22 protein-coding genes and 2 pseudogenes are annotated in these 26,775 nt (G+C 70.2%); 15 read left to right on the forward strand and 9 right to left on the reverse strand.

Annotation, left to right across the window (positions count from 1 at the left end; all coding sequences use genetic code 11):
* The first annotated feature begins 43 nt into the window (after positions 1 to 43).
* The 3 genes and pseudogenes from sucB (at position 44) to AF335_RS01220 (ending at position 3,952) form a co-directional block, all read left to right on the forward strand.
* A pseudogene (sucB, locus tag AF335_RS01210) lies at positions 44 to 1,801 on the forward strand (2-oxoglutarate dehydrogenase, E2 component, dihydrolipoamide succinyltransferase).
* Between the two features lie 171 nt (positions 1,802 to 1,972).
* Positions 1,973 to 2,596 carry a GntR family transcriptional regulator gene (locus AF335_RS01215; protein WP_102916378.1) on the forward strand — a complete coding sequence of 208 codons (624 nt, stop codon included), beginning with the start codon at positions 1,973 to 1,975 and terminating at the stop codon, positions 2,594 to 2,596.
* A gap of 390 nt (positions 2,597 to 2,986) precedes the next feature.
* Positions 2,987 to 3,952 carry a helix-turn-helix transcriptional regulator gene (locus AF335_RS01220; RefSeq protein WP_102916379.1) on the forward strand — a complete coding sequence of 322 codons (966 nt, stop codon included), beginning with the start codon at positions 2,987 to 2,989 and terminating at the stop codon, positions 3,950 to 3,952.
* Between the two features lie 219 nt (positions 3,953 to 4,171).
* Here AF335_RS01220 and AF335_RS01225 read toward each other — a convergent pair whose 3' ends face one another.
* Positions 4,172 to 5,104: an SDR family oxidoreductase gene (locus tag AF335_RS01225; protein ID WP_244926877.1), complete on the reverse strand. Its 933-nt coding sequence runs from the start codon at positions 5,102 to 5,104 to the stop codon at positions 4,172 to 4,174.
* 184 nt (positions 5,105 to 5,288) lie between these two features.
* Here AF335_RS01225 and AF335_RS01230 point away from each other — a divergent pair, with 184 nt between their 5' ends.
* The 3 genes from AF335_RS01230 to AF335_RS01240 all read left to right on the forward strand — a co-directional run bounded on the left by AF335_RS01230 (position 5,289) and on the right by AF335_RS01240 (position 8,487).
* The gene (locus AF335_RS01230; RefSeq protein WP_102916381.1) at positions 5,289 to 5,807 is read left to right on the forward strand and encodes a DUF4240 domain-containing protein; all 519 of its coding nucleotides are present in this window, start codon (positions 5,289 to 5,291) and stop codon (positions 5,805 to 5,807) included.
* 276 nt (positions 5,808 to 6,083) lie between these two features.
* Positions 6,084 to 6,983, forward strand: coding sequence for a TIGR01777 family oxidoreductase (locus tag AF335_RS01235; protein WP_102916382.1), 900 nt, complete (start codon positions 6,084 to 6,086; stop codon positions 6,981 to 6,983).
* A gap of 172 nt (positions 6,984 to 7,155) precedes the next feature.
* The gene (locus tag AF335_RS01240; protein WP_102916383.1) at positions 7,156 to 8,487 is read left to right on the forward strand and encodes an NAD(P)/FAD-dependent oxidoreductase; all 1,332 of its coding nucleotides are present in this window, start codon (positions 7,156 to 7,158) and stop codon (positions 8,485 to 8,487) included.
* Positions 8,488 to 8,755: 268 nt separating this feature from the next.
* Here the strand turns inward: AF335_RS01240 and AF335_RS01245 are convergent, their stop codons facing one another.
* Positions 8,756 to 10,207: an NsdA family TPR-like regulatory protein gene (locus AF335_RS01245; RefSeq protein ID WP_102916974.1), complete on the reverse strand. Its 1,452-nt coding sequence runs from the start codon at positions 10,205 to 10,207 to the stop codon at positions 8,756 to 8,758.
* A 233-nt stretch (positions 10,208 to 10,440) separates the two neighbouring features.
* Between AF335_RS01245 and lipB the strand changes: the two genes are divergently transcribed.
* The 4 genes from lipB to AF335_RS01265 all read left to right on the forward strand — a co-directional run bounded on the left by lipB (position 10,441) and on the right by AF335_RS01265 (position 13,592).
* Positions 10,441 to 11,223: a lipoyl(octanoyl) transferase LipB gene (lipB, locus tag AF335_RS01250; RefSeq protein WP_102916384.1), complete on the forward strand. Its 783-nt coding sequence runs from the start codon at positions 10,441 to 10,443 to the stop codon at positions 11,221 to 11,223.
* Positions 11,224 to 11,438: 215 nt separating this feature from the next.
* Entirely contained in the window at positions 11,439 to 12,404 is a 966-nt protein-coding gene (gene lipA, locus AF335_RS01255; protein WP_102916385.1) for a lipoyl synthase, read from the forward strand.
* A gap of 248 nt (positions 12,405 to 12,652) precedes the next feature.
* Positions 12,653 to 12,901, forward strand: a complete 249-nt coding sequence (locus tag AF335_RS01260; protein WP_102916386.1) for an SCO2195 family GlnR-regulated protein — start codon at positions 12,653 to 12,655, stop codon at positions 12,899 to 12,901.
* A gap of 10 nt (positions 12,902 to 12,911) precedes the next feature.
* Positions 12,912 to 13,592 (forward strand): DUF4191 domain-containing protein, encoded by a 681-nt coding sequence (locus AF335_RS01265; protein ID WP_087928406.1) that lies wholly within the window; start codon positions 12,912 to 12,914, stop codon positions 13,590 to 13,592.
* A gap of 144 nt (positions 13,593 to 13,736) precedes the next feature.
* Here AF335_RS01265 and AF335_RS01270 read toward each other — a convergent pair whose 3' ends face one another.
* Positions 13,737 to 14,207, reverse strand: a complete 471-nt coding sequence (locus tag AF335_RS01270) for an RDD family protein (protein ID WP_102916975.1) — start codon at positions 14,205 to 14,207, stop codon at positions 13,737 to 13,739.
* A 245-nt stretch (positions 14,208 to 14,452) separates the two neighbouring features.
* Between AF335_RS01270 and glnA the strand changes: the two genes are divergently transcribed.
* Positions 14,453 to 15,862, forward strand: coding sequence for a type I glutamate--ammonia ligase (gene glnA / locus AF335_RS01275; protein WP_102916387.1), 1,410 nt, complete (start codon positions 14,453 to 14,455; stop codon positions 15,860 to 15,862).
* Between the two features lie 401 nt (positions 15,863 to 16,263).
* On the opposite strand, the gene AF335_RS34325 is transcribed toward glnA, so the two are convergent.
* Positions 16,264 to 16,431, reverse strand: coding sequence for a hypothetical protein (locus AF335_RS34325; RefSeq protein WP_170127555.1), 168 nt, complete (start codon positions 16,429 to 16,431; stop codon positions 16,264 to 16,266).
* A gap of 512 nt (positions 16,432 to 16,943) precedes the next feature.
* Between AF335_RS34325 and AF335_RS01285 the strand changes: the two genes are divergently transcribed.
* Positions 16,944 to 19,337 (forward strand): tetratricopeptide repeat protein, encoded by a 2,394-nt coding sequence (locus AF335_RS01285; RefSeq protein WP_483409765.1) that lies wholly within the window; start codon positions 16,944 to 16,946, stop codon positions 19,335 to 19,337.
* Positions 19,338 to 19,418: 81 nt separating this feature from the next.
* Here the strand turns inward: AF335_RS01285 and AF335_RS01290 are convergent, their stop codons facing one another.
* Both AF335_RS01290 and AF335_RS01295 read right to left on the reverse strand, forming a co-directional pair.
* Positions 19,419 to 19,949: an NUDIX domain-containing protein gene (locus AF335_RS01290; protein ID WP_102916390.1), complete on the reverse strand. Its 531-nt coding sequence runs from the start codon at positions 19,947 to 19,949 to the stop codon at positions 19,419 to 19,421.
* A gap of 1 nt (position 19,950) precedes the next feature.
* Positions 19,951 to 21,306 (reverse strand): NsdA family TPR-like regulatory protein, encoded by a 1,356-nt coding sequence (locus tag AF335_RS01295; RefSeq protein ID WP_102916391.1) that lies wholly within the window; start codon positions 21,304 to 21,306, stop codon positions 19,951 to 19,953.
* A 256-nt stretch (positions 21,307 to 21,562) separates the two neighbouring features.
* On the opposite strand from AF335_RS01295, the gene AF335_RS01300 reads away from it, so the two are divergent.
* From AF335_RS01300 to AF335_RS36360, 3 genes are read left to right on the forward strand one after another with little or no spacing between them, the layout of a single operon-like run.
* Positions 21,563 to 21,748: a hypothetical protein gene (locus tag AF335_RS01300; protein ID WP_102916392.1), complete on the forward strand. Its 186-nt coding sequence runs from the start codon at positions 21,563 to 21,565 to the stop codon at positions 21,746 to 21,748.
* A 1-nt stretch (position 21,749) separates the two neighbouring features.
* Positions 21,750 to 22,916: a hypothetical protein gene (locus tag AF335_RS35295; protein WP_228773053.1), complete on the forward strand. Its 1,167-nt coding sequence runs from the start codon at positions 21,750 to 21,752 to the stop codon at positions 22,914 to 22,916.
* A complete protein-coding gene (locus tag AF335_RS36360; protein WP_311775571.1) occupies positions 22,913 to 24,952 on the forward strand; it encodes a lactate/malate family dehydrogenase in 2,040 nt (679 codons plus the stop codon). The genes AF335_RS35295 and AF335_RS36360 overlap by 4 nt, the downstream gene beginning before the upstream one ends.
* Positions 24,953 to 25,007: 55 nt before the next feature.
* Here AF335_RS36360 and AF335_RS35305 read toward each other — a convergent pair.
* The 3 genes and pseudogenes from AF335_RS35305 to AF335_RS01325 all read right to left on the reverse strand — a co-directional run.
* A pseudogene (locus AF335_RS35305) lies at positions 25,008 to 25,485 on the reverse strand (relaxase/mobilization nuclease domain-containing protein); the annotation flags it as partial.
* A 31-nt stretch (positions 25,486 to 25,516) separates the two neighbouring features.
* Positions 25,517 to 26,209, reverse strand: a complete 693-nt coding sequence (locus tag AF335_RS01320) for an ABC transporter ATP-binding protein (RefSeq protein WP_102916393.1) — start codon at positions 26,207 to 26,209, stop codon at positions 25,517 to 25,519.
* On the reverse strand, positions 26,206 to 26,730 hold the full coding sequence (locus tag AF335_RS01325; RefSeq protein WP_102916394.1) for a PadR family transcriptional regulator: 525 nt from the start codon (positions 26,728 to 26,730) through the stop codon (positions 26,206 to 26,208). Before AF335_RS01325 ends, AF335_RS01320 begins: the two co-directional genes overlap by 4 nt.
* Positions 26,731 to 26,775: the final 45 nt, after the last annotated feature.

Below are 26,775 nucleotides of genomic sequence, written 5' to 3' on the forward strand. Positions count from 1 at the left end.
AGCGCACCACCATCCGCACTACTCGTAAGGAGCAACCGCAACCATGGCGGTTTCCGTAACACTGCCGGCGCTCGGCGAGAGCGTGTCCGAGGGCACCGTGACCCGTTGGCTCAAGGCCGAGGGTGAGCGTGTCGAGGCCGACGAGCCGCTGCTCGAGGTCTCCACCGACAAGGTCGACACCGAGATCCCGGCCCCCGCGTCCGGCATCCTGGCCTCCATCAAGGTCGCCGAGGACGAGACGGTCGAGGTCGGCGCCGAGCTGGCCATCATCGACGACGGCACCGGCGCCCCGGCCGAGGCCCCGGCCGCCGCCGAGGCCCCCGCCGCGCCGGCCGAGGCCCCGTGGCCGAGGCTCCGGCCGCCGAGGCCCCGCCGCCCCCGTCGCCGAGGCGCCCGCCGCCCCGGCCGGTGAGGCGTCCGGCACCGACGTCGTGCTGCCCGCGCTGGGCGAGTCGGTCACCGAGGGCACCGTGACCCGCTGGCTCAAGGAGGTCGGCGAGTCCGTCGAGGCCGACGAGCCGCTGCTCGAGGTCTCCACCGACAAGGTCGACACCGAGATCCCGGCCCCGGTCTCCGGTGTGCTGCTGCAGATCGTGGTCGGCGAGGACGAGACGGCCGAGGTCGGCGCCAAGCTCGCCGTCATCGGTGCCGCCGGTGCCGCTCCGGCCCCGGCCGCCCCGGCCGCGGCTCCGGCCCCGGTCGCCGCCCCGGCTCCCGCCGCCGCCCGGCCCCGGTTGCTCCGGCTCCGGTCGCCGCTCCGGTCGCCCGGCCCCGGTCGCCACCCCGGCCCGGCTCCGGCCCCGCCGCTGCCCCGGTCGCTCCGGCTCCGGTCGCCGCTCCGGCCCCGGTCGCCCCGGCCGTCGCCGCCGCGAACGACGGCGCGTACGTCACGCCGCTGGTGCGCAAGCTCGCCGCCGAGAACGCCGTGAACCTGGCCACCGTCCAGGGCACCGGCGTGGGTGGCCGCATCCGCAAGCAGGACGTCATCGCCGCCGCCGAGGCCGCCAAGCAGGTCGCGCCGGCCCCGGCCGCCGCGCCCGCCGCCGCCCCGAAGGCCGCCGCCGTCGAGGCGTCGCCGCTGCGCGGTCAGACGGTCAAGATGACCCGCATGCGCAAGGTCATCGGCGACAACATGATGAAGGCCCTGCACGGCCAGGCGCAGCTGACCTCCGTGGTCGAGGTGGACATCACCAAGATCATGCGGATGCGCAACAAGGCCAAGGACGCCTTCGCGCAGCGTGAGGGCGTCAAGCTCTCGCCGATGCCGTTCTTCGTCAAGGCCGCCGTCCAGGCGCTGAAGGCCCACCCGGTCGTCAACGCCCGGATCAACGACGATGAGGGCACCATCACCTACTTCGACTCCGAGAACGTCGGCATCGCCGTCGACTCGGAGAAGGGCCTGATGACCCCGGTCATCAAGGGTGCGGGTGACCTCAACATCGCGGGCATCGCCAAGAAGACCGCGGAGCTGGCCGGCAAGGTCCGCTCCAACAAGATCACGCCGGACGACCTCGCCGGCGCGACCTTCACGATCAGCAACACCGGCTCGCGCGGTGCGCTGTTCGACACGGTCATCGTGCCCCCGAACCAGGTCGGCATCCTGGGCATCGGCGCCACCGTCAAGCGCCCGGTGGTCATCAACCACCCGGAGCTGGGCGAGACCATCGCCATCCGCGACATGACCTACCTGGCCCTGTCGTACGACCACCGTCTGGTGGACGGCGCCGACGCCGCCCGCTACCTGACGACGGTCAAGCAGCTCCTGGAGGCCGCCGAGTTCGAGGCCGAGATCGGTCTCTGAGCTCCGGCTCCCCTCCCGAGCGGCACGCCGTGAAGGGCGCGGCCCCGGTCCCGTATCCGATACGGGCCGGGGCCGCGCCCTTTCGCGCGCCCGCGCCGGTACCGCGGCCGTGGCGGCGGAACGGCCGGGGAATAATGACGTCCGATCCCCGCTGCCCGCTAAGGAGCACCCATGGCCGCACCCGTCGTGCACTCGCTGCGCGAACAGATCCGCGAGCACATCCTGGAGGGGATCGTGGGCGGACGCTGGCAGCCGGGTGAGCGCATCGTGGAGCGGCGGATCGCCGCCGAGCTGGCCGTCAGCCAGACACCGGTCCGGGAGGCGCTGCGCGAGCTGGAGTCGCTGCGGCTGATCGAGTCGGCGCCCAACAAGGGCGTCCGGGTCCGGGAGCTCAGCGCCACCGACCTCAAGGAGAGCTACCCCGTACGGGCGGGCCTGGAGCAGGTGGCCGCCGAGCTGGCGGCGGAGGCCCTGGCCGAGGACGCCTCGGCGCTGGAACCGGAGGTCGCCGCGCTCTACGGGGCCGACCGGGCCGGCGACGGGGAGGCGCAGGTGCGGCACACGGTCGCCTTCCACCGCGAGATCGTCAAGGCCGCCGGCAACTCCGTCCTGCTGCACACCTGGGAGTCGCTGGGCATCGAGGTGTGGACGACGCTGTCGATCCGCTGGCTCAGCCCGGAACCGCGCGCCCACGCGGACGACCACGCGGCGATCGTCGCGGCCTTCCGGCGGCGCGATCCGCACATCGGCGAGCTGCTGAAGACGCACGTGCTGAGCTGCGCCCCACAGGTCTGACGGGGCTCCGGCAGGGGCCGGACGGGGGTCCGGCAGCGGCCTGGCGAGGGCCCGGCCGTGAGGTGACCGGGGAGCGTGACCGGGATGTGACCAGGCGGCGATCCGTCCGATATTGATCGATCATCGATCAGAGGCGTATGGTCTCTCCTGGCCGCACCCACCCGCCCTGTCCTGTGAGGTGTGCGCGGCTCTGAGGATGACAACAGGAATCCGTGCGTCTCCATGCCCTGGCTCGGCGCACGGGTCCTGTCGTCTCCGGACCCGACGCTCCCGGACCGGTCGATCCGGGGCCGCCGGCCGCCCGGGCCGCCCCTTCCCGGGGCACGGCCCGCGCTCTCCCCTGCCCGCACACGGCACTGAACCCCCTGTCGCGGTGGGCATGATGGACCCATGCGCGCAGCCCGGCTGATCACATTGGTGCTGTTGCTCCAGTCGCGGTCCTCCATGACGGGGTCCGAACTGGCGCGGCAGCTGGAAGTCTCCGAGCGCACGGTCGCCCGGGACGTCCTCGCCCTCTCCGAAGCGGGCATCCCCGTCTACGCCGACCGCGGCCGCTCCGGCGGCTACCGCCTGGTCGGCGGCTACCGCACCCGGCTGACCGGGCTGGGCCGTACCGAGGCCGAGGCCCTCTTCCTCTCGGGCGTGCCCACCGCCCTGCGCGCGATGGGCCTGGCCGACGCCGCCTCCGCCGCCCGGCTCAAGGTCTCCGCCGCCCTCCTGCCCGAGCTGGGCGACGCCTCCGCGAGCGCCGCGCAGCGCTTCCATCTGGACGCCCCCGGCTGGTGGCAGCCCGCCGACCCGCCCGAGCTGCTCCCCTCCGTCGCCGACGCCGTCTGGGACGACCGGCGGCTCACGGCTCGCTACGCCCGCCGGGACACGGAGGTGGAACGGGACCTGGAGCCGTACGGGCTGGTCCTGAAGGGCGGCGTCTGGTACCTCGCGGCCCGCACCGACAGGACCTTCCGGGTCTACCGGGTGGACCGCTTCACGGCGGTGACCGTACGGGCGGACCGTTTCGCCCGCTCGGAGGAGTTCGACCTGCCGGCCTTCTGGGAACGCCGCGCCGCGGAGTTCGCCCGGTCGATCCTCCGGGAGCGGACCGTCCTGCGCCTGACCCCGGCGGGCGTCCGGCGACTGCCGCACGTCACGGACCGCACGGCGGCCCACGAGGCGGTGGCGGCGGCGGGCCCGCCGGACGCCCGGGGGTGGATCACCGTCACCCTGCCGGTGGAGACCTTGGAGGTGGCCTACGCCCAGCTGCTCGGCCTGGGCCCGGAGGGGGAGGTACTGGAGCCTCCGGAGCTGCGGGCGCGGTTCGCGTCGGCGGCGGCGCGGGGGGTGGAGCTGTACGGGTGAGGGTGCCGACGGGTGGGGGCCGCTGCGCGGGCTTTTCCCCAGCCCCGCCCCTTCCCGTAACCGGGGGCTTCGCCCCCGGGCCCCCTTTCCGCGCTCCGCGCGGTGTCCTCAAACGCCGGACGGGCTGATTTTCAGCCCGTCCGGCGCTTGAGGACAATTCGGGAAGGGGCGGGGTGGGGAAAAGCCCGCGCAGCGGCCCCGCCCGCCGCAGGGCCACCCCTAGCGATACGACTCCGCCGACGCCTTCCTCCCCCCGAACACCACGTCCGCGAAATACGCAAAACAATCCGGCCGCGACCCATCCACATCATCAAAGTCGTACACCTTCGCCAACTCCCCGCTCGACAGCGACCGCCCGCTCCACCGCCCCCGCTCCGGATCCGCGGCCAGATGCGCGACGCCCCGCCCGATGAGCCGCGGCGACTCGGCGATCGCGAAGTGCGGGCTCTTCTCGATCGCGTCCCGCCAGGTGTCCTCCGTGACGCCGAAGTGGTCGAGCATCTCCTCCGAGCGCAGGAAGCCGGGGGTGACCGACACGGCCGTGCCGCCGTACTCCGCCAGTTCCTCGGCGAGGCCGAAGGCCATCCGGATGGGGGCGTTCTTGGCCAGGTCGAAGAAGAGGTTGCCGCGGTAGGTCTTGTTGAACTCGGCGGTCCCGTCGGTCACCTCCACCACCAGTCCCCCGGGCCGCCGGATCAGCAGCGGGAGCGCGTAGTGGCTGGTGATCGCGTGTGTCTCGACGGAGAGCCGCAGCATCCTCAGCCCCTTGTCGAGGTCGACGTCCCACACCTTGGTGTCGAACTCGATCAGGTGATCACCGCCCCAGACGTCGTTGACGAGCACGTCGAGCCGCCCCTGCTCCCGGTCGATCCGCGCCACGAGCGCCTCGACCTGCTCGCGCTCCAGATGGTCGGTGGGCACCGCGATGCCGGTGCCGCCCGCCGCCGTGACCAGTTCGGCGGTCTCCTCGATGGTCTCGGGGCGGCCGACCTCGCTGCGCCGGGCGCGCGTGGTGCGACCGGTCACGTAGACCGTCGCCCCGGCGGCGCCGAGCTCCACGGCCATGGCCCGGCCCGCGCCCCGGGTCGCCCCGGCGACCAGCGCCACCTTTCCTGCCAGCTTCCCCGCGTACGCGCTTGCGGTGGTGTCCACGCCGGTGCCCTCGTTCCCTCGGTCGTCCGTCCTTCGGTGCACGGCCGACACTGCCACCGATACCCGACATCCGCTGTCCGGATTTACGGCGGATCCCTTTCCGGCGACGCGCCGGTAACAAGACGGCGGCATCCGGTCCGCTCCGCGTGCGGGGGCAGGTGGGAGGCACGATGCTGGTGGCGTGATGGACGAGACGGAGTTCTGGGACCTCGTCGACGGTGCGCGCGAGGCCGCCGAAGGCGACGCCGAGGACCAGGCCGACCTGCTGGTCGAGGCGCTGATGCAGCTCGACCCGGAGCGCGTGGTGGACTTCGCCCGGCATTTCGAGGCGCGCTACAACCGCGCGTACCTCTGGGACCTGTGGGGTGCCGCCGCCGTGCTGCTCAACGGCGCGAGCGACGACGCCTTCGACTTCTTCCGCTGCTGGCTGATCGGCCAGGGCCGTGAGGTCTTCGAGGGCGCGGTCCACGACCCCGACCAGCTGGCCGAGCTCCTGGAGGACTTCGACGACGAGGTCGACGGGGACGGCGAGGACCTGGGCTTCGCGGCGGACGAGGCGTACGAGCAGCTGACGGGCGCGGAGACACCGGACCTGGGCCTGCCGAACCCACCGCCGGAGCCGCTGGGCACACTGCTGGACCTGGAGGATGAGGCGGTGCTCGCGGAGCGGTTTCCACGGCTGTGGGAGCGGTTCGGTGGGTAGGGGGTAATTTCCCCGCCCCGCCCCTTCCCGAATGTCCTCAAGCGCCGGACGGGCTTGATTTCGCCCGGTTCCGGGCAACCAATCAGCCCGTCTGGGGGCACCTCCCAGCGGTAGCTGGGGGAGTTTGAGGACCGGGGTCCGGGGCGGAGCCCCCCCCCGCGCGGCGGAGCCGCACATCGGATGCTGCGGGAAGGGGCGGGGTGGGGAAAAGGCCCCGCGCAGCGGCACCCGCACCCGCACCCACCCCGCCCCAAACCCACCCACGACAGGACCCCCATGCGAATCGCCCTCACCGGCTCCACCGGCCTCATCGGCACCGCCCTCACCCGCGACCTCGAAAAGGACGGCCACGACATCGTCCGCCTCGTCCGCCGGCCACCCCGCGCCCCCGGCGAGGTCGCCTGGGATCCCAGGAGGCAGTGGGTCGACACCGCCGGTCTCGCCGGCTGCGAGGCGGTGGTCCACCTCGCCGGCGCGGGCGTGGGCGACCACCGCTGGACCACCACGTACAAGAAGGAGATCCGCGACAGCCGCGTCCTCGGCACCGCCGCCCTCGCCGAGGCGCTGGCCTCGCTCGACACCCCGCCCAGGGTCCTGGTGAGCGGCAGCGCGGTCGGGATCTACGGCGAGACCGGGGACCGGGTGACCGACGAGGGCGCCCCGCCGGGCACGGGGTTCCTCGCGGACGTCTGCCAGGAGTGGGAGGAGGCCGCCGCGCCCGCCGCCGAGGCGGGCGTACGGACCGTCTTCGCGCGCACCGGGCTGGTCGTCGCCCGGAGCGGCGGCGCCTGGGGCAAACTCTTCCCGCTCTTCCGGGCCGGCCTCGGCGGGCGCATCGGGGGCGGACGGCAGTACTGGAGCTTCATCGCGCTGCACGACCACGTCGCGGCGCTGCGCCATCTGCTGGCGACCGAGGACCTGACGGGCCCCGTCAATCTGACGGCCCCGCATCCGGTCACCAACCGTGAGGTCACCCGGACCATGGGGCGCGTGCTGCACCGGCCGACGCTCTTCACCGTGCCCGCGCCGGCGCTCACCCTGGCGCTCGGCGAGATGGCCTCGGACCTGCTGCGCAGTCAGCGCGTGGTGCCCCGGCGGCTGCTGGACTCCGGATTCTCGTTCGCGTACCCGCGCGTCGAGAGCGCCGTACGGGCGGCGCTGACGGACACGCGGTGAACACGGACCGGCCATGGCACCGGGTGACGTGCTACCGCCGTGCGACCGCGCTCTGTCCGTGCGCGACTGTTGTTGACCGAATTTCTCTCTACGGTCGAGGCAATTCGCGCATTGCCGCTGCCCGTTGAGGGCATCAGGCCCCAGAGCGAGCGGACCGACCCCGGGAGGGCACGTGCTCAGCAGCGCACGCGAGACCGCACACGACGCCGACGTCGTCATCGTGGGGGCCGGTCTCGCCGGCCTCTCCGCGGCTCACCGGCTCACCACCGCGGGGGTGACGGTCACCGTCCTGGAGGCCGCCCCGTACGTGGGGGGCCGGATGACCACCGACCGGGTCGACGGCTTCCGGCTGGATCGCACGGCCCAGCTGCTCAACACCGCCTTCCCCGAGCTCCTGCGCACCCCGGGGCTCAACGGACTCACCCTGCGCCCCTTCAGCCCCGGCGTCCTGGTCCACTCCGACGGGCGCAACCAGCGCACGGGGGAGCCGCGCGGCGGCAAGCGGGCCTTCACCACCGCCAGGGCCTTCGCCACGGCCGCCCGCGCCTCCCGGAACGGCGGCCTCGACCAGGCGCGCCTGGGGGCCGCCCTGGCCCGGCTGGCGGCCCTGCCCGCGCACCGGGTGCTCGCCCGGCCCGACCGGGCCACCGCCGACACCCTGGCCGGGCGCGGCCTGCCGGCCCGTACGGTCGAGGGCTTCCTGCGCCCCCTGCTGGCCTCGCTGCTGTGCGACCCTGACCTCACCACGTCCAGCCGCTGCGCCGACATGGTGCTGCGCGGCTACGCCCGGGGCCGGCTGTGCCTGCCCGAGGGCGGTGCCGACACGGTGCCGGAGCTGCTGGCGGCGCTGCTGCCGCCCGGCACGGTACGGACCGGGGTGCACGCCAAGACCGCCTGCACCACCTCCGTGGGCACCGCCGGGCACGGCGAGATCCGCTGCCGCTCGGTCGTCGTGGCCACGGGCGCGCGGGCCGCCGCCGAGCTGATCCCCGGCCTCCGGCTGCCGGGCTTCCACCCGGTGACGGTGCTGCACCACACGGCGGACGAGCCGCCGCTGCGGGACGCCTCGCTGATCATCGCCGCGGGCCGGCACGGGCCGGTGGCGCACACCATGGTCGCCAGTGAGGTGGACCCCTCACGGGCGCCCGACGGGCGGCCGCTGATCACCTCCACGGTGCTCGGCGCGGCGGCCGGCCTCCCGACGTCCCAGCTGGACCGTGCCGCGCGCGCCCAGCTGGCCCGGGTCTACGGCACGTCGACCACCGGCTGGCGGCTGCTCTCCGCCCACCACGACCCGGACGCGGTCCCGGCCATGCCGGCCCCGCACGACGTACGGCGCCCGGTGCGCCTGCTGTCCGGCCTCTACGTGTGCGGTGACCACCGCGACACCAGCACGGTGCAGGGCGCGCTCTTCTCGGGCCGCCGGGCGGCCCTGGCGGTCCTGCGCGACCTGGGCGTCCGCAGCCCCCACCCGACGGAGTCGGAGGAACTCCAGGCGGCGTAGGACACCGGCCCGGCCGGGGCCGGGCGCACTGCGCGCACGCGCCGGGCGGGCCGGAGGACCGGCCTGCCCGGCGCCTGGGAGCCGGGGACGGCGCCCACCCGCCCGTACGCGCCGCCGTCCGGGGTGTGGGCCGCCGCCGAGCCGGCCCGGCGAAGCCCGATGCGGTTCGGCGGCGCCCCGAAGGGGCGCGGGGAACCGCGCGACCGGCCACGGCGCACCCGCGGATGACTCACCGGAGTTCCGGCGGAGCGCTTAGAGCGCGGAGCGCTCAGAGCAGCGCCACCTTCTCCCGGTAGGCCCGGACCGCCGCCGCGTCCCGGTACGGTTCCAGCCGCCGCTCGAAGTCCCGGATGTACTCCAGGGCCCGGACCGACCGCATCTCCGCCGCCTGCGCCGCCGCCTCCGCGCCGAGCGCGCACGCCTGCTCCAGCTCGCCGAGCCCCAGCCGGGCCGTGGCCAGGACCACCCGGCAGAAGAGCCGGCTGCGGGCGTACGCCTGGCTGCGCAGCTGGAGGGAGCGCTCCGCGTGCTGCGCCGCGGCCCGGTACTGCTGGAGGTCGCGGTGGCAGTGCCCGAACTCGTCCGCCAGCTGGGCCTCGTCGAAGAACCTGGCCCAGTACGGCACGTCGTCGCCCGGCCGGGAGACCTCCAGGGCCCGCTCCGCCCGCGCGAGCGACGCCGAGCAGGCCCGTACCTCGCCCAGCACGCCGTGGCCGCGCGCCTCCACCGCGTGGAGCAGCGACTGCACCACGGACGGGGCGCTCGCCCCGACGCCCTGCTGGGCGACCCGGGCCAGCTGCACCGCCTCCCGGCCGTGGCCGAGGTAGACCGCCTGCCGGCTCATGGTGACCAGCACATAGCTGCCGTAGGCGCGGTCGCCCGCCGCCTGGGCCAGCCGCAGCGCCTGGACGAAATAGCGCTGCGCCAGACCGTGGGCGGCGATGTCGTACGAGGTCCACCCGGCGAGCCGGGTGAGGTCGGCCACGGCGGCGAACAGCCGCCGTCCCGTGGACTCGCCGTAGGTGCCGCGCAGCATCGGCTCGGCCTCGTGCTCCAGATAGCGCACGAGGGCCTGCCGGGCGTGGCCGCCGCCGTAGGCGTGGTCGAGGGTGCGGAACAGCTCCCCCACCGAGCGCAGGGCCGCGATGTCGCCCATCGAGACCCGGCCGCCGGGCCCGCGCTCGGTGTGCCGCTGACGCGGCGGGTGACCCCGGCCCTGGGCGGGCACCCGGACGCCGCCCTCCGCGAGGGCCTGCGGCGGCGCGCCGCGGGCCACCCGCTCGTCGGCCCGGCCGATCAGCCAGTCCCGGCTGGGCACCACCAGCCCGGCCGGGGTGAAGGCGATCTTCCGGAGCTCGGTGTGGCTGCCGGAGTCCTTGCGCCACAGGCCGCTGACGATGTCAATGGCCTCCTCGGGGGACGCGGCGAATTCCAGCCCGGCGTACACCGGCGCGCACGCGTCGAGCCCGAGGTCCTGCGCGGACAGCCGTCTGCCGAGCCGCCGGGTGAAGACCTCGGCGATGAGCGCCGGGGTCGTGCCGCGCGGTTGCTGGCCGCGCAGCCAGCGGGTGACGGACGTCTTGTCGTAACGCAGGTCGAGGCCGTGCTCAAGCCCTAACTGATCGACTCGCCGAGCCAGCCCTGCGTTGGAGAAGCCCGCCTCCGCGATGAGCGCGGCTAGCTGACGGTTGGGGATGCGCTGCGGGGGTCGTTCCGTCATCAGCCTGCCGGTCTCCCTGATCGCGTTCTGGAACGGCGTGAACTTAGCGGCCGCCATACGCCCTGATCGCTACCTTCGCCCCGCATTCATCCGATCGTGTGAGGACAGATCAAATAGGCATGGCCGGCGGTCCGGCGGGACCGGCCGCCTTCGGGGGTGCCGGCGGCCCGCCGTACAGTGGCAGGGCAAGGCCGCGAGGCCGCGAGTGTGAATAGGTTCGAAGAGGGGCTGCCGTGAGTGAGCTGCGCTTTGTCCACCTGGGCTTCGGGACGGACGCCGTCGAGTATCAGGAGGCATGGCAGGAGCAGCGCCGGGTCCACGCGGCCCGTTTCGCGGACGAGGTCCAGGACACCTGTCTGCTGCTGGAGCACCCGGCGGTCTACACAGCCGGACGGCGCACGGAGGCCAGCGAGCGCCCCCTGGACGGCACCCCCGTCATCGACGTGGACCGGGGCGGGAAGATCACCTGGCACGGCCCCGGTCAGCTGGTCGGCTATCCGATCCTGAAGCTGCCGCGCCCGGTCGATGTGATCGCGCACGTCCGGCGGCTGGAGGAGGCCCTGATCCTCGCCTGCGCGGACTTCGGCCTGGAGACCACCCGGGTCGAGGGGCGCAGCGGGGTGTGGGTGCTGGGCGACCCCGTCGAGGAGCGCCCCGCGGTCGGCGGTCTGTCACTGGACTTCGACCCCCGGCTGGCGGACGAGGAGTTCGACCCCCGGCTCAACGGTCCGGAGTACGCGCCGTCCAACGCCGGGCAGCGCGGCGAGGACCGCAAGCTGGCGGCGATCGGCATCCGGATCGCCAAGGGCGTCACGATGCACGGCTTCTCGCTGAACTGCGACCCGGACAACACCTGGTTCGACCGGATCGTCCCGTGCGGGATCCGCGACGCGGGCGTGACCTCGCTCTCGAACGAGCTGGGGCGGCGGGTGAGCGTGGCCGAGGTGCTGCCGGTGGTGGAGAAGCGGCTGCGGGAGATCCTGGAGTCGGCGGAGCCGCTGCCGAGAGCCGTGTAGGCCGCTGCCGAGGCCCGTGCGGCGGGCGGCCGGGCGCGGGTTCGCGGCCGGGGCCCGCGGCCTTCACGGCCCGGCAGCACGGTGGGGTCTCGCCCGGGGGAATGACCTTCCCCCGCCGCGGGTTGCCCCATCCGTAACCTTCGCACGTAAACGCGTACGAATTAACGGGCGTACCCTGGTGTTCGCCGAGGAATCGAAGTCATAGGGAGCCGGACGTGTCCGCTGTCGCACCCGACGGACGCAAGATGCTGCGTTTGGAGGTCCGCAACGCCCAGACCCCCATCGAGCGCAAGCCCGAGTGGATCAAGACCCGGGCGAAGATGGGTCCCGAGTACACCGAGCTCCAGGGCCTGGTGAAGCGGGAGGGCCTGCACACCGTCTGTCAGGAGGCGGGCTGCCCCAACATCTACGAGTGCTGGGAGGACCGGGAGGCGACGTTCCTCATCGGTGGCGACCAGTGCACCCGGCGCTGTGACTTCTGCCAGATCGACACCGGCAAGCCGCAGGCGCTGGACCGCGACGAGCCGCGCCGCGTGGGCGAGTCCGTCGTCACGATGGACCTGAACTACGCCACGATCACCGGCGTCGCGCGCGACGACCTGGAGGACGGCGGCGCCTGGCTGTACGCGGAGACCGTGCGCCAGATCCACCAGCAGACCGCCGGCCGGGAGAGCGGCCGCACCAAGGTCGAGCTGCTGGCCCCCGACTTCAACGCGGTCCCGGAGCTGCTGCAGGAAGTCTTCGACTCCCGCCCCGAGGTCTTCGCGCACAACGTGGAGACCGTGCCCCGGATCTTCCGGCGCATCCGCCCCGGCTTCCGCTACGAGCGCTCGCTGGAGGTGATCACCAAGGCCCGCGAGGCCGGGCTGATCACCAAGTCCAACCTGATCCTCGGCATGGGCGAGGAGCGCGCGGAGGTCAGCGAGGCCCTGCGCGACCTGCACGAGGCCGGCTGCGAGCTGATCACGATCACGCAGTACCTGCGCCCGTCGCCGCGGCACCACCCGGTCGAGCGCTGGGTGAAGCCGCAGGAGTTCGTGGAGCTCAAGCAGGAGGCGGACGAGATCGGCTACGCCGGCGTCATGTCCGGCCCGCTGGTCCGCTCCTCGTACCGCGCGGGACGGCTGTACCAGCAGGCCATGGAGCGTCGCGGCGCGGCGGCGGCGAACCAGGCGGTCTGACCCCCCGGTCCCACCCGCCCCGGCCGGCACTGTCCGGTTCTCGCGGAGGAATTCGACGCGGCCGGTACCCCCACGACATCGTGGTGGGTACCGGCCGCGTCAACGTTTCATAGGTGTTTGACCAACAGGTCATCCATTGGTAACACCCTTCGGTGACGATGGGTGTACGCACCGCATCAGCGCACCACCGCACCACCAGCCCCCCGCTGCCCTGTCACCACTTCCTTCCGCTCCGAGGAGACCACGACATGCAGCCCGCGCCGGTACGAGCCTCGTCCGCTCCGCCCACCGCCTTGCCCGCCACGCTCTCCGTACGCCCCCCGTCCGTCGGGGGTGCCCTGCGCGCGCTGGAGGGGCTGCTGATGCGTGGTGGCCAGCGCACCGCCCGCCGGAACGCCTGGACCGCGGTACTGGAGGACCGCCGCCGGGCCAAGGACCGCCGCGAGGCGCAGCACCTCCTGGAGGCCGTGGCGGCCCCTGGTCCGCAAGCGACGTAAACTTCGCCGTATGGCGAGGAAGGAAACATCCGAGAACCCCGGGCGACTGAAGCAGATCGCCCTGACCTACAAGATGACCAAGAAGGTCGACTCGAAGGTCGGTCTTGTCGTCGCGGCTGTGGGAATCGTCACCTTCGGTGTCCTCCTCGCGATCGGCTTCTGGATCGATCACCCGATCTACCTGGGCATCCTTGGCTTCCTGCTGGCCTTCCTCGCGATGGCGATCGTCTTCGGACGCCGCGCCGAGCACGCCGCCTTCGGGCAGCTGGAGGGCCAGCCGGGCGCCGCCGCCGCGGTCCTGGAGAACGTGGGCCGTGGCTGGACGACGACCCCGGCGGTGGCGATGAACCGCAGCCAGGACGTGGTGCACCGGGCCGTCGGCAAGGCCGGCATCGTGCTCGTCGCGGAGGGCAACCCCAACCGGGTCAAGAGCCTGCTCGCGGCCGAGAAGAAGCGCATGGCGCGGATCGTCGCGGACGTGCCGGTGCACGACATCGTCGTGGGCGAGGCCGAGGGCCAGGTCCCGATCAAGAAGCTGCGTACGACGCTGCTCAAGCTGCCCCGGGTCCTGCCGGGCGCGCAGGTGACGATCGTCAACGACCGGCTGCGCGCACTGGGCGACCTGATGAGCAACATGCCGATCCCGAAGGGCCCGATGCCGAAGGGCATGCGGATGCCGAAGGGCCGCTGAGGCTCGCGGAACGGGCGAGGCACGAGATCGAGGCACGAATGAGGCGGGGCGGAACCGGATCGGTTCCGCCCCGCCTCGTTGCGTGTGCGCCTTTCGGAGGCCCGGCTGTCGGGCCCGGCCATCGGACCCCGGTATCGGCCCCGGTTATCGGATCCGCACCTGCACGGCGCGGGTGAGGCGGTCGTGGAGGCCGCGGCTGTCGCGGTCCCAGATGACCGCCGGGATGACGGCGACCAGGAGCACGCTGCGCAGCAGGACACGGGGGAAGGTGAGCCGGCCGCCCGCCTCGCCGACGACCCGCAGCCCGAGCAGCCGCTTTCCGGGAGTGCAGCCGACCGTACCCACGGTGATCACACTGAGTACGAAAAAGATCAGCAGCGCCCAGTTTCCGGTCTGCTGGGGTTTCCCGTCCGACAGAAGGGCGTAGGCGATGAGCATGCACAGTGCCCAGTCGATGAAGATCGCGCCGAATCGCCGGCCGAGGGGCGCGACCGAGCCCGGCCCGCTCTCCGGCAGCCCGAGGCGCTCGCCCCGGTAACCGAAGTCGACGCCCATCTCCTCGGCGGCCGCGCGCGGCCCGGAGAGCCATGAGCCGATTGCTTGCCTGTTGTCCACCCGTCCACGGTACTGCGACCGCATACGTTCCCTTCCGGCCGGGTCCGCACATTCGGCGTTTCGGATCGGTCCCGACCCGGATCCGGGCATCGGTCCGGTTAACCTCGGCGAAACGAATGGGTCATGCTTGAGAAATCCCGTCTCTCTAGGGTCGGCGTCAGCGCGCCACACTGCATATGAACCCGCATATGGACTGCGCCACCGAAACAACCCCGACCGCGCACGGCCGGGCTAGGAGGAGTTGGATGTTCCAGAACGGCGACGACGCCAAGAAGTTCATCAAGGACGAGGACGTCAAGTTCGTCGATGTCCGCTTCTGCGACCTGCCTGGCGTGATGCAGCACTTCACGATCCCGGCGGCGGCGTTCGACCCGGCCGAGGAGCTCGCGTTCGACGGTTCGTCGATCCGCGGCTTCCAGGCCATCCACGAGTCCGACATGGCCCTGCGCGCCGATGTGAGCACCGCCCGGGTGGACCCTTTCCGCCGGGACAAGACGCTCAACATCAATTTCTTCATCCACGACCCGATCACGGGCGAGCAGTACAGCCGTGACCCGCGCAACATCGCGAAGAAGGCCGAGGCGTACCTCGCCTCCACCGGCATCGCGGACACCGCGTACTTCGGCCCCGAGGCCGAGTTCTACGTCTTCGACAACGTCCGCTTCAACACCGCGGCGAACGAGTCCTTCTACCACATCGACTCCGAGGCCGGCGCCTGGAACACCGGTGCGGTGGAGAACAACCGCGGTTACAAGGTCCGCTACAAGGGCGGTTACTTCCCGGCCCCGCCGGTCGACCACTTCGCCGACCTGCGCGCGGAGATCTCCCTGGAGCTGGACGCGGCCGGCCTCCAGGTCGAGCGCCAGCACCACGAGGTCGGCACGGCCGGCCAGGCGGAGATCAACTACAAGTTCAACACGCTGCTCGCCGCGGCCGACGACCTGATGCTGTTCAAGTACATCGTCAAGAACGTCGCCTGGCGCAACGGCAAGACCGCGACCTTCATGCCGAAGCCGATCTTCGGCGACAACGGCTCGGGCATGCACGTCCACCAGTCGCTGTGGAGCAACGGCGAGCCCCTCTTCTACGACGAGCAGGGCTACGCGGGCCTCTCGGACACCGCCCGCTACTACATCGGCGGCATCCTCAAGCACGCCCCGTCGCTGCTGGCCTTCACCAACCCGACGGTGAACTCCTACCACCGCCTGGTCCCCGGCTTCGAGGCCCCGGTCAACCTGGTCTACTCCCAGCGCAACCGCTCCGCCGCGATGCGCATCCCGATCACGGGCTCCAACCCGAAGGCGAAGCGCGTCGAGTTCCGCGCCCCGGACCCGTCCTCGAACCCGTACCTCGCCTTCTCGGCCCTCCTCCTGGCCGGCCTCGACGGCGTGAAGAACAAGATCGAGCCCGCCGAGCCGATCGACAAGGACCTCTACGAGCTCGCCCCCGACGAGCACGCGAGCGTCCCCCAGGTCCCGACCTCCCTCCCGGCCGTCCTCGAGGCCCTCGAGGCCGACAACGAGTACCTCCAGGCCGGCGGCGTCTTCACGTCCGACCTGATCGAGACCTGGATCGACTACAAGCGCACGCAGGAGATCGCCCCGATCCAGCTGCGCCCGCACCCGCACGAGTTCGAGATGTACTTCGACATCTAAGAGCTGGCGCCTGGCGACCTGGGCGTACGTCTGAAAACCAGCTGTGACCTGCGGAAACTCTTCTCGTGAGTTCTCGTGGGTCACAGCTGTTTTCCGCCCCCTTGTACACCGCGTGTGCACCGGCCGGCTGCCTGACCGAACGTCCCGCTCAGTGTCATGGGCCGACACCGGATCAACCGGCCGGGCTGCCGTGAGCGGGCGAGGCACGGCCACTCGGCACGCAAGTTGCATGCCAGCGTTCAAGGGATGTGCCCCCCATCAGGACGGCTCCTCTGGGAGGATGGGCGTCGTTTACAAGTAGCGGATCACATGGGGGCTACGTGGAACCGATATCAACCAGCGTTCTGTTGGCTCTCGCTGGCGGCGCCGGCGGCGAGGTCGGCCGAGAGATGTTCACCCGACTAGTCGCCCTCGTACGACGCCCGTTCCGGTCCTCTGAGGAAGCCGACGTCGTCATCACAGGTGAGGCCGAGCTCGAAGCCCTCCGTCAGTCCCCTGCCGACCCGCAGCTCGCTCAGGCGCTGGTTGCTGCCCTCGCCGAGCGTGCCGCACGCGATGCTGATTTCCATAGCCGGCTACATGCCTGGGAGAAGCAGGCCCGACAAGCGTGCACCGATCCGAGCGATGTCAGCAACAGCATCAGCGGTGGCACGCAACATGGCCCGGTCGTCCAAGGTCGGGACATGTACAGCTTCTCCTTCTCCTCATCAGCTGCGCAGACGGATCAACGCGAGGGATGAGTAGTTTGGAGCGCAAGCCACACACGCCCGACAATACTGTGACCAATGTAGTTTCTGACGGGCTGTTCCTCAATGCGGTTATTCAGGGACGCGATATTACCGTCCACCTACCACGCGAGATCAGTCCGGCTTTAGCAGGGCTACCTCCCTGCTCCCCGTCCTTTTCTGGACGCGAGGAGCAGCTGCACGAGTTGACGCGCGGCTTGGCGCCGGACCGAAGGGCACTCCCACAACTCATTCTGGGGCTCCCCGGAGTCGGAAAGACCGAAATTGCGCTGCAAGTAGCCACTCGCGCACAGCGCGATCTGGGATGGTTTACTGGCGGCGTACTGTTTACAGACATGCAAGGGTACGACGAAACCCGACACGTCACCGCTGAGCAATCCTTATCGAGCCTCCTTAGAGCTCTAGCTATTCCTCCCGAGCACATCCCCTACGGGCTGGAAGAGAGGTCGAGACTATTCCGCACCACGCTAGCAGCATATGCAAAACGTGGATGCCGAATACTTCTAGTGGTCGACAATGCGTCGTCAGCTGATCAGGTACAGCCACTACTCCCAAGTGATGCGGTTAATTCGATTCTGATCACCTCACGCGATAATCTAGACCTCAGCGCTCGCCGACACAGCCTTGAGATCTTATCGACAACAGCATCGATCAGCCTCCTACAAAATGTTCTCACGCACACAAATGGCGTCGAGGATGTTCGAGTGAAGGAGGACCTCGGCTCTGCGGAGGAAATCGCTGACCTCTGTGGCAACCTCCCGATAGCCCTGCAGATCTGCGGCGCGCTCCTGGCTGATTTCCCCAGCCGATCACTGGCCTCGATGAAGCAAGCCCTTTCTCAGGCCCACACACGGCTCGGAATCCTTGAGCGCGGCACAAGATCGGTCACGGCCGCATTTGATATTTCCTATCGGAGGCTCACCAAAGATCAGGCCCGCCTCTTCCGTCTAATACCAATCAATCCTGGGGCAGACATTTCGAGCAGTGCTGCGGCTCAGCTGGCCGGGATCGAAGAGTCAGCTGCTGATCGATTGCTTGAAGATCTAGCGAGGATGCACCTAGTCGAACCGGGAGATACCTGGGGCAGGTGGCGGCTCCACAACTTGATTCGCCTATATGCCGACAGTCTAAGTAGAGAGTGTCACGTTGACGACCGACGTGACCTCGCATTTGGACGACTCTTGGATTATTATGTCCACGGTGCGCACGCCGCATCCTCGCATCTGACGCCTAATCTCACTCCTTCTCGCTGGTTCATGGGCCAGAGAGATGCACTGAGATGGCTTGACTCGGAGCGCTCCAACCTGATCCTAGCGGTGGGGCTAGCCATAAAGACTGGAGAATACGAGGCATCGTGCGTACTCGCAAATGAACTTGCCACCTATCTGCAGCAATTCCATCACGCTGACGACTTCCTCGCGGTATCCTACGCGGCCACGAAAGCCGCCAACATGTCCGGGAATAAGACTCTGGAAGATCAAGCGATTAGTAATACCAAAAAGGCGTTGACGCAACTCAAATCACTCGAAGACGCTATTAAAGGCTTCACCACCGCGTCATCGATATTCAGCGAATCCAACGACCTGCAGTACGAGGCATCTACGCTAAGCTCAGTCGGCCACGCAATGAGCTTGACCGGCAACTTCGAGGAAGCGATTACCCACCTTACCACTTCAGCTGAACTGTACCGCAAATTACGGCAACCAGGCCTAGAAGGACTAGCGCTCGCCAGCCTCGGAGAGGTCTTGGCTTCAGCCGGAAAGCCAGGAAAAGCAGTTGATGCATACTGCGATTCCTTGGAACTGCTCCAGCAAGCGGGTGACCTCCACGGCGTGGGTTTAGTTCTTGGGAACCTCGGCCTCACTCGACAACAAATGGACCAACCAACCGAGGCTCTTCGGGCATTCAAGTCAGCCCTCGCAATATTTCAAGAGAGTGGCTCCAGAGCCGAAGAAGGAAAAGTCCTAAATAGCCTTGGCCTGACGCTCCAGACCCTAGGAGAATCCCGCGATGCCATTGACTGCCATTCACGCGCAATCTCAATCGCACGTGACGTGCGAGACCACGACCTAGAAGGTTCCGCTCTAGTAGACCTAGGCATCTATCTCCGATCAATTTCCCGGCTTGCGGAAGCAGCGGATGCGTTCGCTGATGCCGCCCGGGCTTTCGCTAATGTGGGCGACAACCAACGTAAAGCAAGTGCCTTGCAAGCCGAAGGTGTCACCTTTACTTACTTGGGGCGCTATCAGGAGGCCGTGGACGCTTACTCGAAGGCTGAGTACGCCTTCCGGATAATTGGCGACGGCGCCGGAGAAGGGATGTCACTCGCCAACCGCGGTGCCGCGCTTCGGTCGTGGGGACGCTTAAGGGAATCCATTGAGGTATTGACGGCTGCGGTCGATGTCTTGAGCCAGGCGGGCGGCAAAACACTTGCGTCCCCAGCCACCCTGCAGCTTGGTGGATCCCTGGCAGCTGCAGGCCGTAGCGCAGAGGCAGTGCAGGTATTCGCACGAGCCGCTGAGGAGTTTGCGAGAGCTGGGGATATGTTGGAGGAAGCCAAGGCCCTGCTGGCCCGCGGGATAGCCCTCCGCAGCTTGGGGCGTTTCAGTGAAGCTGCTACAGACCTCACCCACGCCATTGCAGTATTCCGTGAAGAGGGTGATAGGGAGCGTGCAACTATGGCGCGCCTGCATCTCGACGAAATTCACAAGGGGTTCTCTACCCCTTGATAGGAGAGAACGCGCCCCTGGCGTGGGTACGACCGTGAGCAGTGACCGTCCTTGACACCACTCTCGATCCAACGGTCACTATCACCAGCCGTCGAGCGATACTTCCGGGCCGCCTCCAAAGTAACGGTGGAGAGCGCTGGCGGTGGTGCCCACGAACTCCTCGGGGATAGTGTCCGCGTCGACCCAGCGGACCTGAGCGTGCTTGCGAGGTTCGCGGTTTTCGGGTTCGCCGATCCATTCGTGTGCGGTGAAGACGACGGTGAGGAAGCCGTTGGGGGCTTCAACGCCCCAGGCGCCATGGATGATGTGGGCGACCTTCAGCGCCTCGGGCTTCACGGTCAGACCGGTCTCCTCATGTAGCTCGCGGATAGCCGTCTCGGTAATCGGTTCGCCGGGCTCGCTCTTGCCGACCGGGAGGTCCCACAGGCCCTGGGCGAACTTGGCGTTCTCGCTGCGCTGGAGGAGGACCACGCGGTTGGTGGCCTTGTCGTGGACGATGACGGCGGCGACCAGCAGGGTCATGGATTCCAGCGCGGGCTTGAGCGCCTTGGGCTGGTCATCGGTTGTCGGCTGAGCCACGGGGGTCCCTTCGTCGGCCGGGTTGGTGGGCATGTTAGGCGAGCGCCTCCCGGGCGCGGCGGGCGAGTTCGGCGGCGCCGGGCACTTTGCGCCGTTGGTACACCGCCAGGGTTGATCGGATGGAGGTGATCGCCTTGCGGGTGCGGTCGGAAGTCATGCCCTCCATCAGCGTGAGGGCCTGGTTCCAAGCGGAGACGGCCTCATCGGCGCGGGCCTGGGCGGCGAGGCTGTCGCCGAGGTCGGCGTAGGTGAGGGCGTGGACGCGCTTGTATTTCTCGGGGTCCCAGCGGACGAGCGCGTCGCGGTGTTGCTGTTCGGTGCCGACGTGATCGGCGAGGTCGGTGAGCGTACGGGCCGTGTGGCTGGCGACGGTGCCGGCGGCCGGCCCGCTGACGAGGGAGAAGCTGGGCTGGGGGCAGTCGTCGCGGAGCAGGGCGTCCTCGGCTGCGAGCAGGGCGCGGGCCGCTGCGGGCCGCTCGTCGACTGCGGCGAAGGCGCGGGCGTGGGTGATGTGGAGCAGTGCCTCGGTCTGGCCGTCGACGTGGCCGAGGCCGCGGCTGAGGGCTCCTTCGACGAGGTCGACGCAGTGGTGGGGCTGCTTGAGGCTGAGGGCCTGGTGGGCGAGGGCGCGCATCATCCAGGCGGCGTGGCCGTGCGGGTCGGCTTCGCAGGCGAGCCGGTAGCCGACCTGGTAGTAGCGCTGGGCGGCGCCTTCCTGGCCGAGGTCGTGGTGCTTCCAGCCCGCGAGGTAGGCCAGCTCGGCGACGGCGCCGAAGGCGGCGCGGCGTAAGGCGTCGGAGGGGAAGCGGGCGCGGAGCATGGGGGCGGCGGTGTCGGCAAGGTAGGCGGTGACGGTGGTGAGCCCGTGGCCACCGCCCAGGCGTTCGTCGGCCGCGCTGAACGCGGCGGTGATCTGGTGGACCACCTCGACGTCCTCCGCCCCGACCAGGGACCTACCGGTGCGTGCGCGAAGCATGCGGGCTGCGGCCTCGTGGTCGTAGGCCAGGGGCATCGCCACCCCCGCGGTGGTGAAGGCGGCCACGGCCAGGAAGCGGCGTCGCTCGACGTCGGCGCGGCCGAGGTCGGTCGCCGTGACGACGGGATCGGGGTCGTCGGGGACAGTGGCTTCGGGGTCGCGCAGGCCGATCTCGGTGAGGGTGATGGTGCGGCCGACCCTGCGTGAGAGGGCTTCCGCCAGGTAGTGGCCGGTCTGACCAGTGGGCTGCCGGGTGCCGTTCACCCAGTGGGAGATCGCCGACTTGTTGGTTTGGATGATCTCGCCGTTCTCCGCGGCGATCCGGCGCACGCCCTTGGCCAGTGCTTCGTACGTGCAACCGATCGTGTCGATGACCTCGCGCAGACGGATATTGGGTCTGCTGGTCGCCGCCATGACCTCCTCCGTCCTGGGGCTGTAAACCGCGTATACCGCTTGGCCTCGCCTTCACCGTACCCACTGTGCGTGACGGCCGGTTCACTTAATCGCAGCCGCCCGGAACTGCCCGAACGCATCCTGGCTCTCCCCTTGGTCCGGCAGCTCCCTGCCCGACTGACTGGCGGCCTCTGAAGCCGTAGCGGGCCCCGGCGCCCACCAGTTGTCTCCTCGCCGTGCCGGCGGCCCGCTGCATCCATTCCCGAAGGAGACGACGGTGACGTACAAGTCCCGTACGACCAGCGACAGGAAGCCCCGTGGCAACTGGCTGGGCGTGACACTCGGCTGGATCTGGGCTCTCGGCACGCTCGCGGCGGACAGCAGCCTGGCCGCCATCGTGGGCCATGACCTGACCCACCGTGTGGATGGTGGCGTGGCGGTGTCGCGGCCGGAGGGCCACTGAGATGGCAGGAGCATCGAGCGCCGCCCCGGCGGCCGCGGACGTCTTCGCCTACGCGGACCGGCAGATCGAGCAGGCGGCGGCCAGGCTGTGGCCGGGGGCCGTGGTGCGGCTCGGGGTGCACACGCCGAGCGTGACGGCCTACGTCCGTCGAGTTCAGGTGGATGAGCGGGCCCTGTTCGCCAAGGTCTCGCTGCTGGGCCTGTCGCTGGTGTCGGTGCTGCGAGGTACGGCCGGGGACTGGCCGCAGGTCCGGGCCGCCCAGGCGGCCTACCAGGGCTCGCCGGGCACTCTGCTGGAGCGGGAAGCCCGGGGGCTGGACATCCTGCGCGAGGAGGCCGGAGTACTGGCCTGCCGCGTCGCCGGGCTCCAGAGCGGGGTGCTGTTCACCGAGCCAGTGACGGGCCCGACGCTGGCCGACCTGCTGGCCAAGGAACCCCACCGCAGCGGTGAGCTGATGACCCGCGTCCTGGTGGAGCTGACGGGTCTCCAACGGCCCGCGGTCGCCAGGTCCGTGGACGAGGTGGCGATCGTCGAACGGGGCATTGGCCCGACCTTCCACCGCAAGTTCAACGGCATCAGCGGCCCGACCTACCTGCGTAAAGCGGGGCAGACGGGTGAAGTGCTGGCGGGCGTGGTGGGCAGACTGCGACGGCTGCGACCGGTTCCGGCGGCCGGACGGCGGCCGGTGCTCTACGGCGACCTCAAGCCGGACCACGCGGTCTTCTCCGGTGGCCCCGAGAGCCGTCCAGTCTTCCTCGACCCGGGCCTTGCCTGCGGCCGGCCCCAGACGGATGCGGCGAAGCTGGTCTCGCGGACGGTGCTGAACCTGGTCGCCTCCCCTCCGGACCGGGCAGCGGCCAAAGCGGTTGTTGGCGGCATCGAGGTCTTCGCCGACGCGATGACCGCCGACCTCGGGCCCGACGAGCGAGCCGCATGGATCAAGCACCTGGTGGTGTTGTGGCTGATGGACACCACCAACATCCTCAGCACCTACCTGACCTGCCCGGCCGACCTGCCCTTGCCCGAGCACGCCGTCAAAATCACCCAACAGGCGATGTCGGTGTGCACCCTGCTCGACCGCACCACCGTGAACCTGCTCGCCGGGACGGACCCGCGGGCGGTGTGGCGGCTCGCCCTGGCCGACGTGGCGAAGGCGGCCGACCGGTGACGCCGCCGCCGGTCGGCGCGGTCGGGGTGATCGGTGCCGGGGCCGTCGGCCAGAGCGTGGCCATGCTGCTGGCGGCCGGCGGCTGGTGCGAGTCCGTCCGCGTCGTCTCCCGCACCGGGCTCTCGGCCCAGGCCCTGGTGACCGATCTGGAGGACATGTGCCAGGTCACCGCCTCCTCCGTCCGGGCGGTCCACGTCACCGACGCCGGACAGCTCGCCTCCTGCGAAGCGGTGGTCGTCTGCCCACGGGGCGATTTCATCAACACTGCCCACACCGACATCCGCATGGCCGGCCTGAACCCCAACGCCCCCGTCATCGCCGGCCTCGCGCGGAAGCTGGCCCATTACCAGGGACTCGTGGTCATGGTGACCAACCCCGTCGACGTCCTCACCCGCCTGTTCGCCGAGGTCTCCGGCTGCCCCCGCGTGTACGGGGTCGGCTCGAACACCGACACCGCCCGCTACCGCCTCACTCTTGCCCGCCTCCTGGACGTGTCCCCACAAACCGTGGACGGTCACGTGATCGGCGAGCACGGCGACCGGGCCGTGGTGTGCGCGTCGGCCACCCATGTCGGCGGCCTGCCCGTGCCGGTGCCCTTGCGGCAGGTCCGCGACGAGCTGACCGACCGTCCTCGACGGATCAACGCAGGACTGGGCCGTACCCGCTGCGGTCCAGCCGGGGCGGTGATCGCTGCCCTCCGCGCGGGCCTGGGCCTGGACGACGCGGTGACGGAGCTGTGCGTCAACCACGAGGGGAGGTGGAGGGGAATTCCGTTGCGCTTCATCGCCGGGACCCCGACCGTGTGCCTCCCCCGACTGGACGCCGCCGAGGCCCGTCAGCTGATAGCCGCCGACGCCAAGCTCCGTGATGCCTACGAGCCCCTGGCCCGCCTGTACGTCCCCGCGCAACCCTGGCAGAAGGAGAAAACCGCAGTGCCTCAGACCGCTGTCCGTATCGCCACGGCCGCCCAGGCCGCGACCGTCACCAGCAACAGCCCGGTGGTCACAGACTGGGCCCTTCGCTACTTCGGCCCCTGGTGGAATGCCATCAGCACCGCCCCGGACGCCGACGCAGCAGTGATCGCTGACGTGAGCTCCAACCGGGTCACCGAGATCGCCCAGCGCGTGGGCGACCACTCCCACGAGGGGACCGTCTACGCGAACTCGCGCATGCTCGTCGACCGGGACAACGACGGCACCGTGGTCGCCTCCCAGCCCGACGACAAGCTCGTCTACCAGGCCGAGCCCGGCGGGCCCCTGCGGATCTACGGGTGCGAAGACGTTCCTGTCGCCCTGGCCGCCGCACGGCTCGCTCGCGAGGTCGTCCGCGGGCAACTCCTGGCGGACGGCTGGTCGATCCTGCACGCCTCCGCCGTCGTCCGTGACGGGCAGACCGTGCTGACCCTGGGCGACAAGGGCGCCGGGAAGACCACCACCGCCCTTCTCCTGGCCCGTGCCGGCTGGCATCTGCTGGCCAACGACCGCGTCTTCATCCGCCGCGAGGACGACCGGCTGCGGGTTCTGCCCTGGCCCTCGGCCGCCGCCATTGGCCTGGGGCTCTTGGACGCCCTCGACTGGTACGAGACCGTCCGCGAACGTCTCCGCAACGGCGAACAGCTCCACCCCACCCAGCACCAGAAAGTCACCGACGCCCTCCACTCCGGCAGCCGCACACCCCTGTGGAACGAGTTCGGCAAGGAGCTCAAGCCCCAGTTCTTCCCCGACCAGCTTCACTCCTGGCTCGGCCTGACCCTGGCCACCGAAGGGCACGCCACCTGCGTCCTCTTCCCCCGAATCACTCCGGATGCCGAGCTTGCTCTTCTCGACGAGAATCGCGCCGTGGCAGCCGGCGACTTCTTCACCGCGGACACGGAGGACCGCTACCCCGACATCTTCGGCCTCCTCCCTGCCGACCTCCCTGGAGTTGAGCCTCTGCTCGAACGTCTCGGCGAGCTTCCCTGGCACTCCCTGGCCTTCGGACACGACGTGAAGGCGAACACCGACCTCCTCAAGCGGGTCACAGAGCCGACCGCCTGAACCAGCGGACATCGGTGGTGGAGGTACCGCACGGTATCTCCACCACCGATGTCCGTTATCGATGTCGCCCGCGGCCGTCGGACCTTGTGCCCACCGTTGCGGCCGTAGACCGCGGCGGCACGGTGAACATGGGCGGTATGCCGCTGACAGGGCTTCGCTTACGTGCTGCTGACTGCGTCTGTTCGGCTGAGTGGTGATGCGCCAGTTGAGCACTTCGGCAGGACGCTCGGCAGTGTCGAGCTCTCGGGGCGGGCGCCGACTTCGCTCAGGAGGTGGCGGAGGTTGTGGCCAGCTGTCTCGGCGCGGGCCAAGGTGGTGGTGAGGGCGACCCACGCCGGGCCGGCGAGGACGCGGTCGGCGTGGTCGGGGAGGGCCACGCGAAGGTCCTGCTCGAAACGGTTGGCGATTGTGGCGCGTGGAGTGCGGTGGGCGAGATCCGCCAGGACGGGTTTGGCGGCTTGCTGGTAGCCCGCCTGGAGGTGGCGGAAGGCTTCCTCGGCTGCTGCCGCCTGCTGCGCGTGCCCGCATTGCTGAGGGTGGCGCCGGGGGCCCGGTGTTTTCCCGTTACGGCCGGCCCACGCCCGCCATGTCGCGCGCGCGGCCGTCGCGGACGATGACCTCGCGGTCGGAGTAGGCGGCGACGCGGGCCTCGTGGGTGACGAGGACGACGGCGGCGTGGGTGTCCCGGGCCGCGGCGGTGAGGAGTTCCATCACGCGTTCGCCGTTGAGGGAGTCCAGGGCGCCGGTCGGTTCGTCGGCGAAGACGACGCGTGGGGTGGTGACGAGGGCGCGGGCGACGGCGACGCGCTGGCCCTGGCCGCCGGAGACCTCGGCGGGGCGCTTGTCGCGGGCGTCGGCCACCTCCAGGCGCTCCAGCCACTCCATGGCCCGCGCCTCGGCCTTCTTCCGTTTCAGGCCGGCCAGGCGCAGCGGCAGGGCGGTGTTCTCGACGCAGGTCAGCTCGGGGACGAGGCGGCCGAACTGGAAGACGAAGCCGAACTCCCCCCGGCGCAGCGCGCTGCGCTCGGCGTCGGACATCGCCAGCAGGTCACGGCCGTCGTAGGTGACCGAGCCGGCGTCGGGGCGCACGATGCCGGCCAGGCAGTGCAGCAGCGTCGACTTGCCGGAGCCGGAGGGGCCCATGACGGCGACGACCTCGCCGGGGTGGACGGAGAACTCCGCGCCGTCGAGGGCGGTCGTCGGCCCGTACGCCTTGCGCAGGCCGGTGGCGGCGAGGAGGGAGCCGGCCGGGGTCATGGGCGCACCGTCTTCCCGAGCTGGTCGAGGCGGGCGGCCGTGAGTTCCAGCCAGCGCAGATCCGCTTCGAGGTGGAAGAGGGCGTGGTCGCAGATGAGCTGGTCGGCGAGGTCGCCGGAGCGCTTGCGCTCGGTGAGGCCGCGCATCAGCCGCAGGTGCTCGGAGCGCTGGGCGTCCAGCAGCCCGGCCGCGTCGCGGCCCGTGAGCAGGGCGAGGACGACCTTGGTGTAGAGGGTCGACTGGAGGTACGGCTCGGGCTTCTCGGGCTGGACCAGCCACCGTTCGACGTCCGTGATCCCGGCGTCGGTGATGGCGTAGCGCTTACGGTCCGGGCCTTCGCCCTGCTCGATGCCCTCGACCTCGACCAGGCCGTTCTTCAGCAGTCGCGACATGGTCGAGTAGACCTGCCCGTAGTGCAGCGGGCGGTCCTGGCCGAAGCGGGCGTCGAAGGCGCGCTTGAGGTCGTAGCCGTGGCGCGGGCCGGTCTCCAGGAGGCCGAGCAGGGTGTGTCCGATTGACATGCGGGCAGTCTACAGAGGGGGTATACACGGGATGTATAGGTGAGC

The organism is Streptomyces eurocidicus (genome assembly GCF_002891295.1).
Taxonomy (GTDB): Bacteria; Actinomycetota; Actinomycetes; order Streptomycetales; family Streptomycetaceae; genus Streptomyces; species Streptomyces eurocidicus.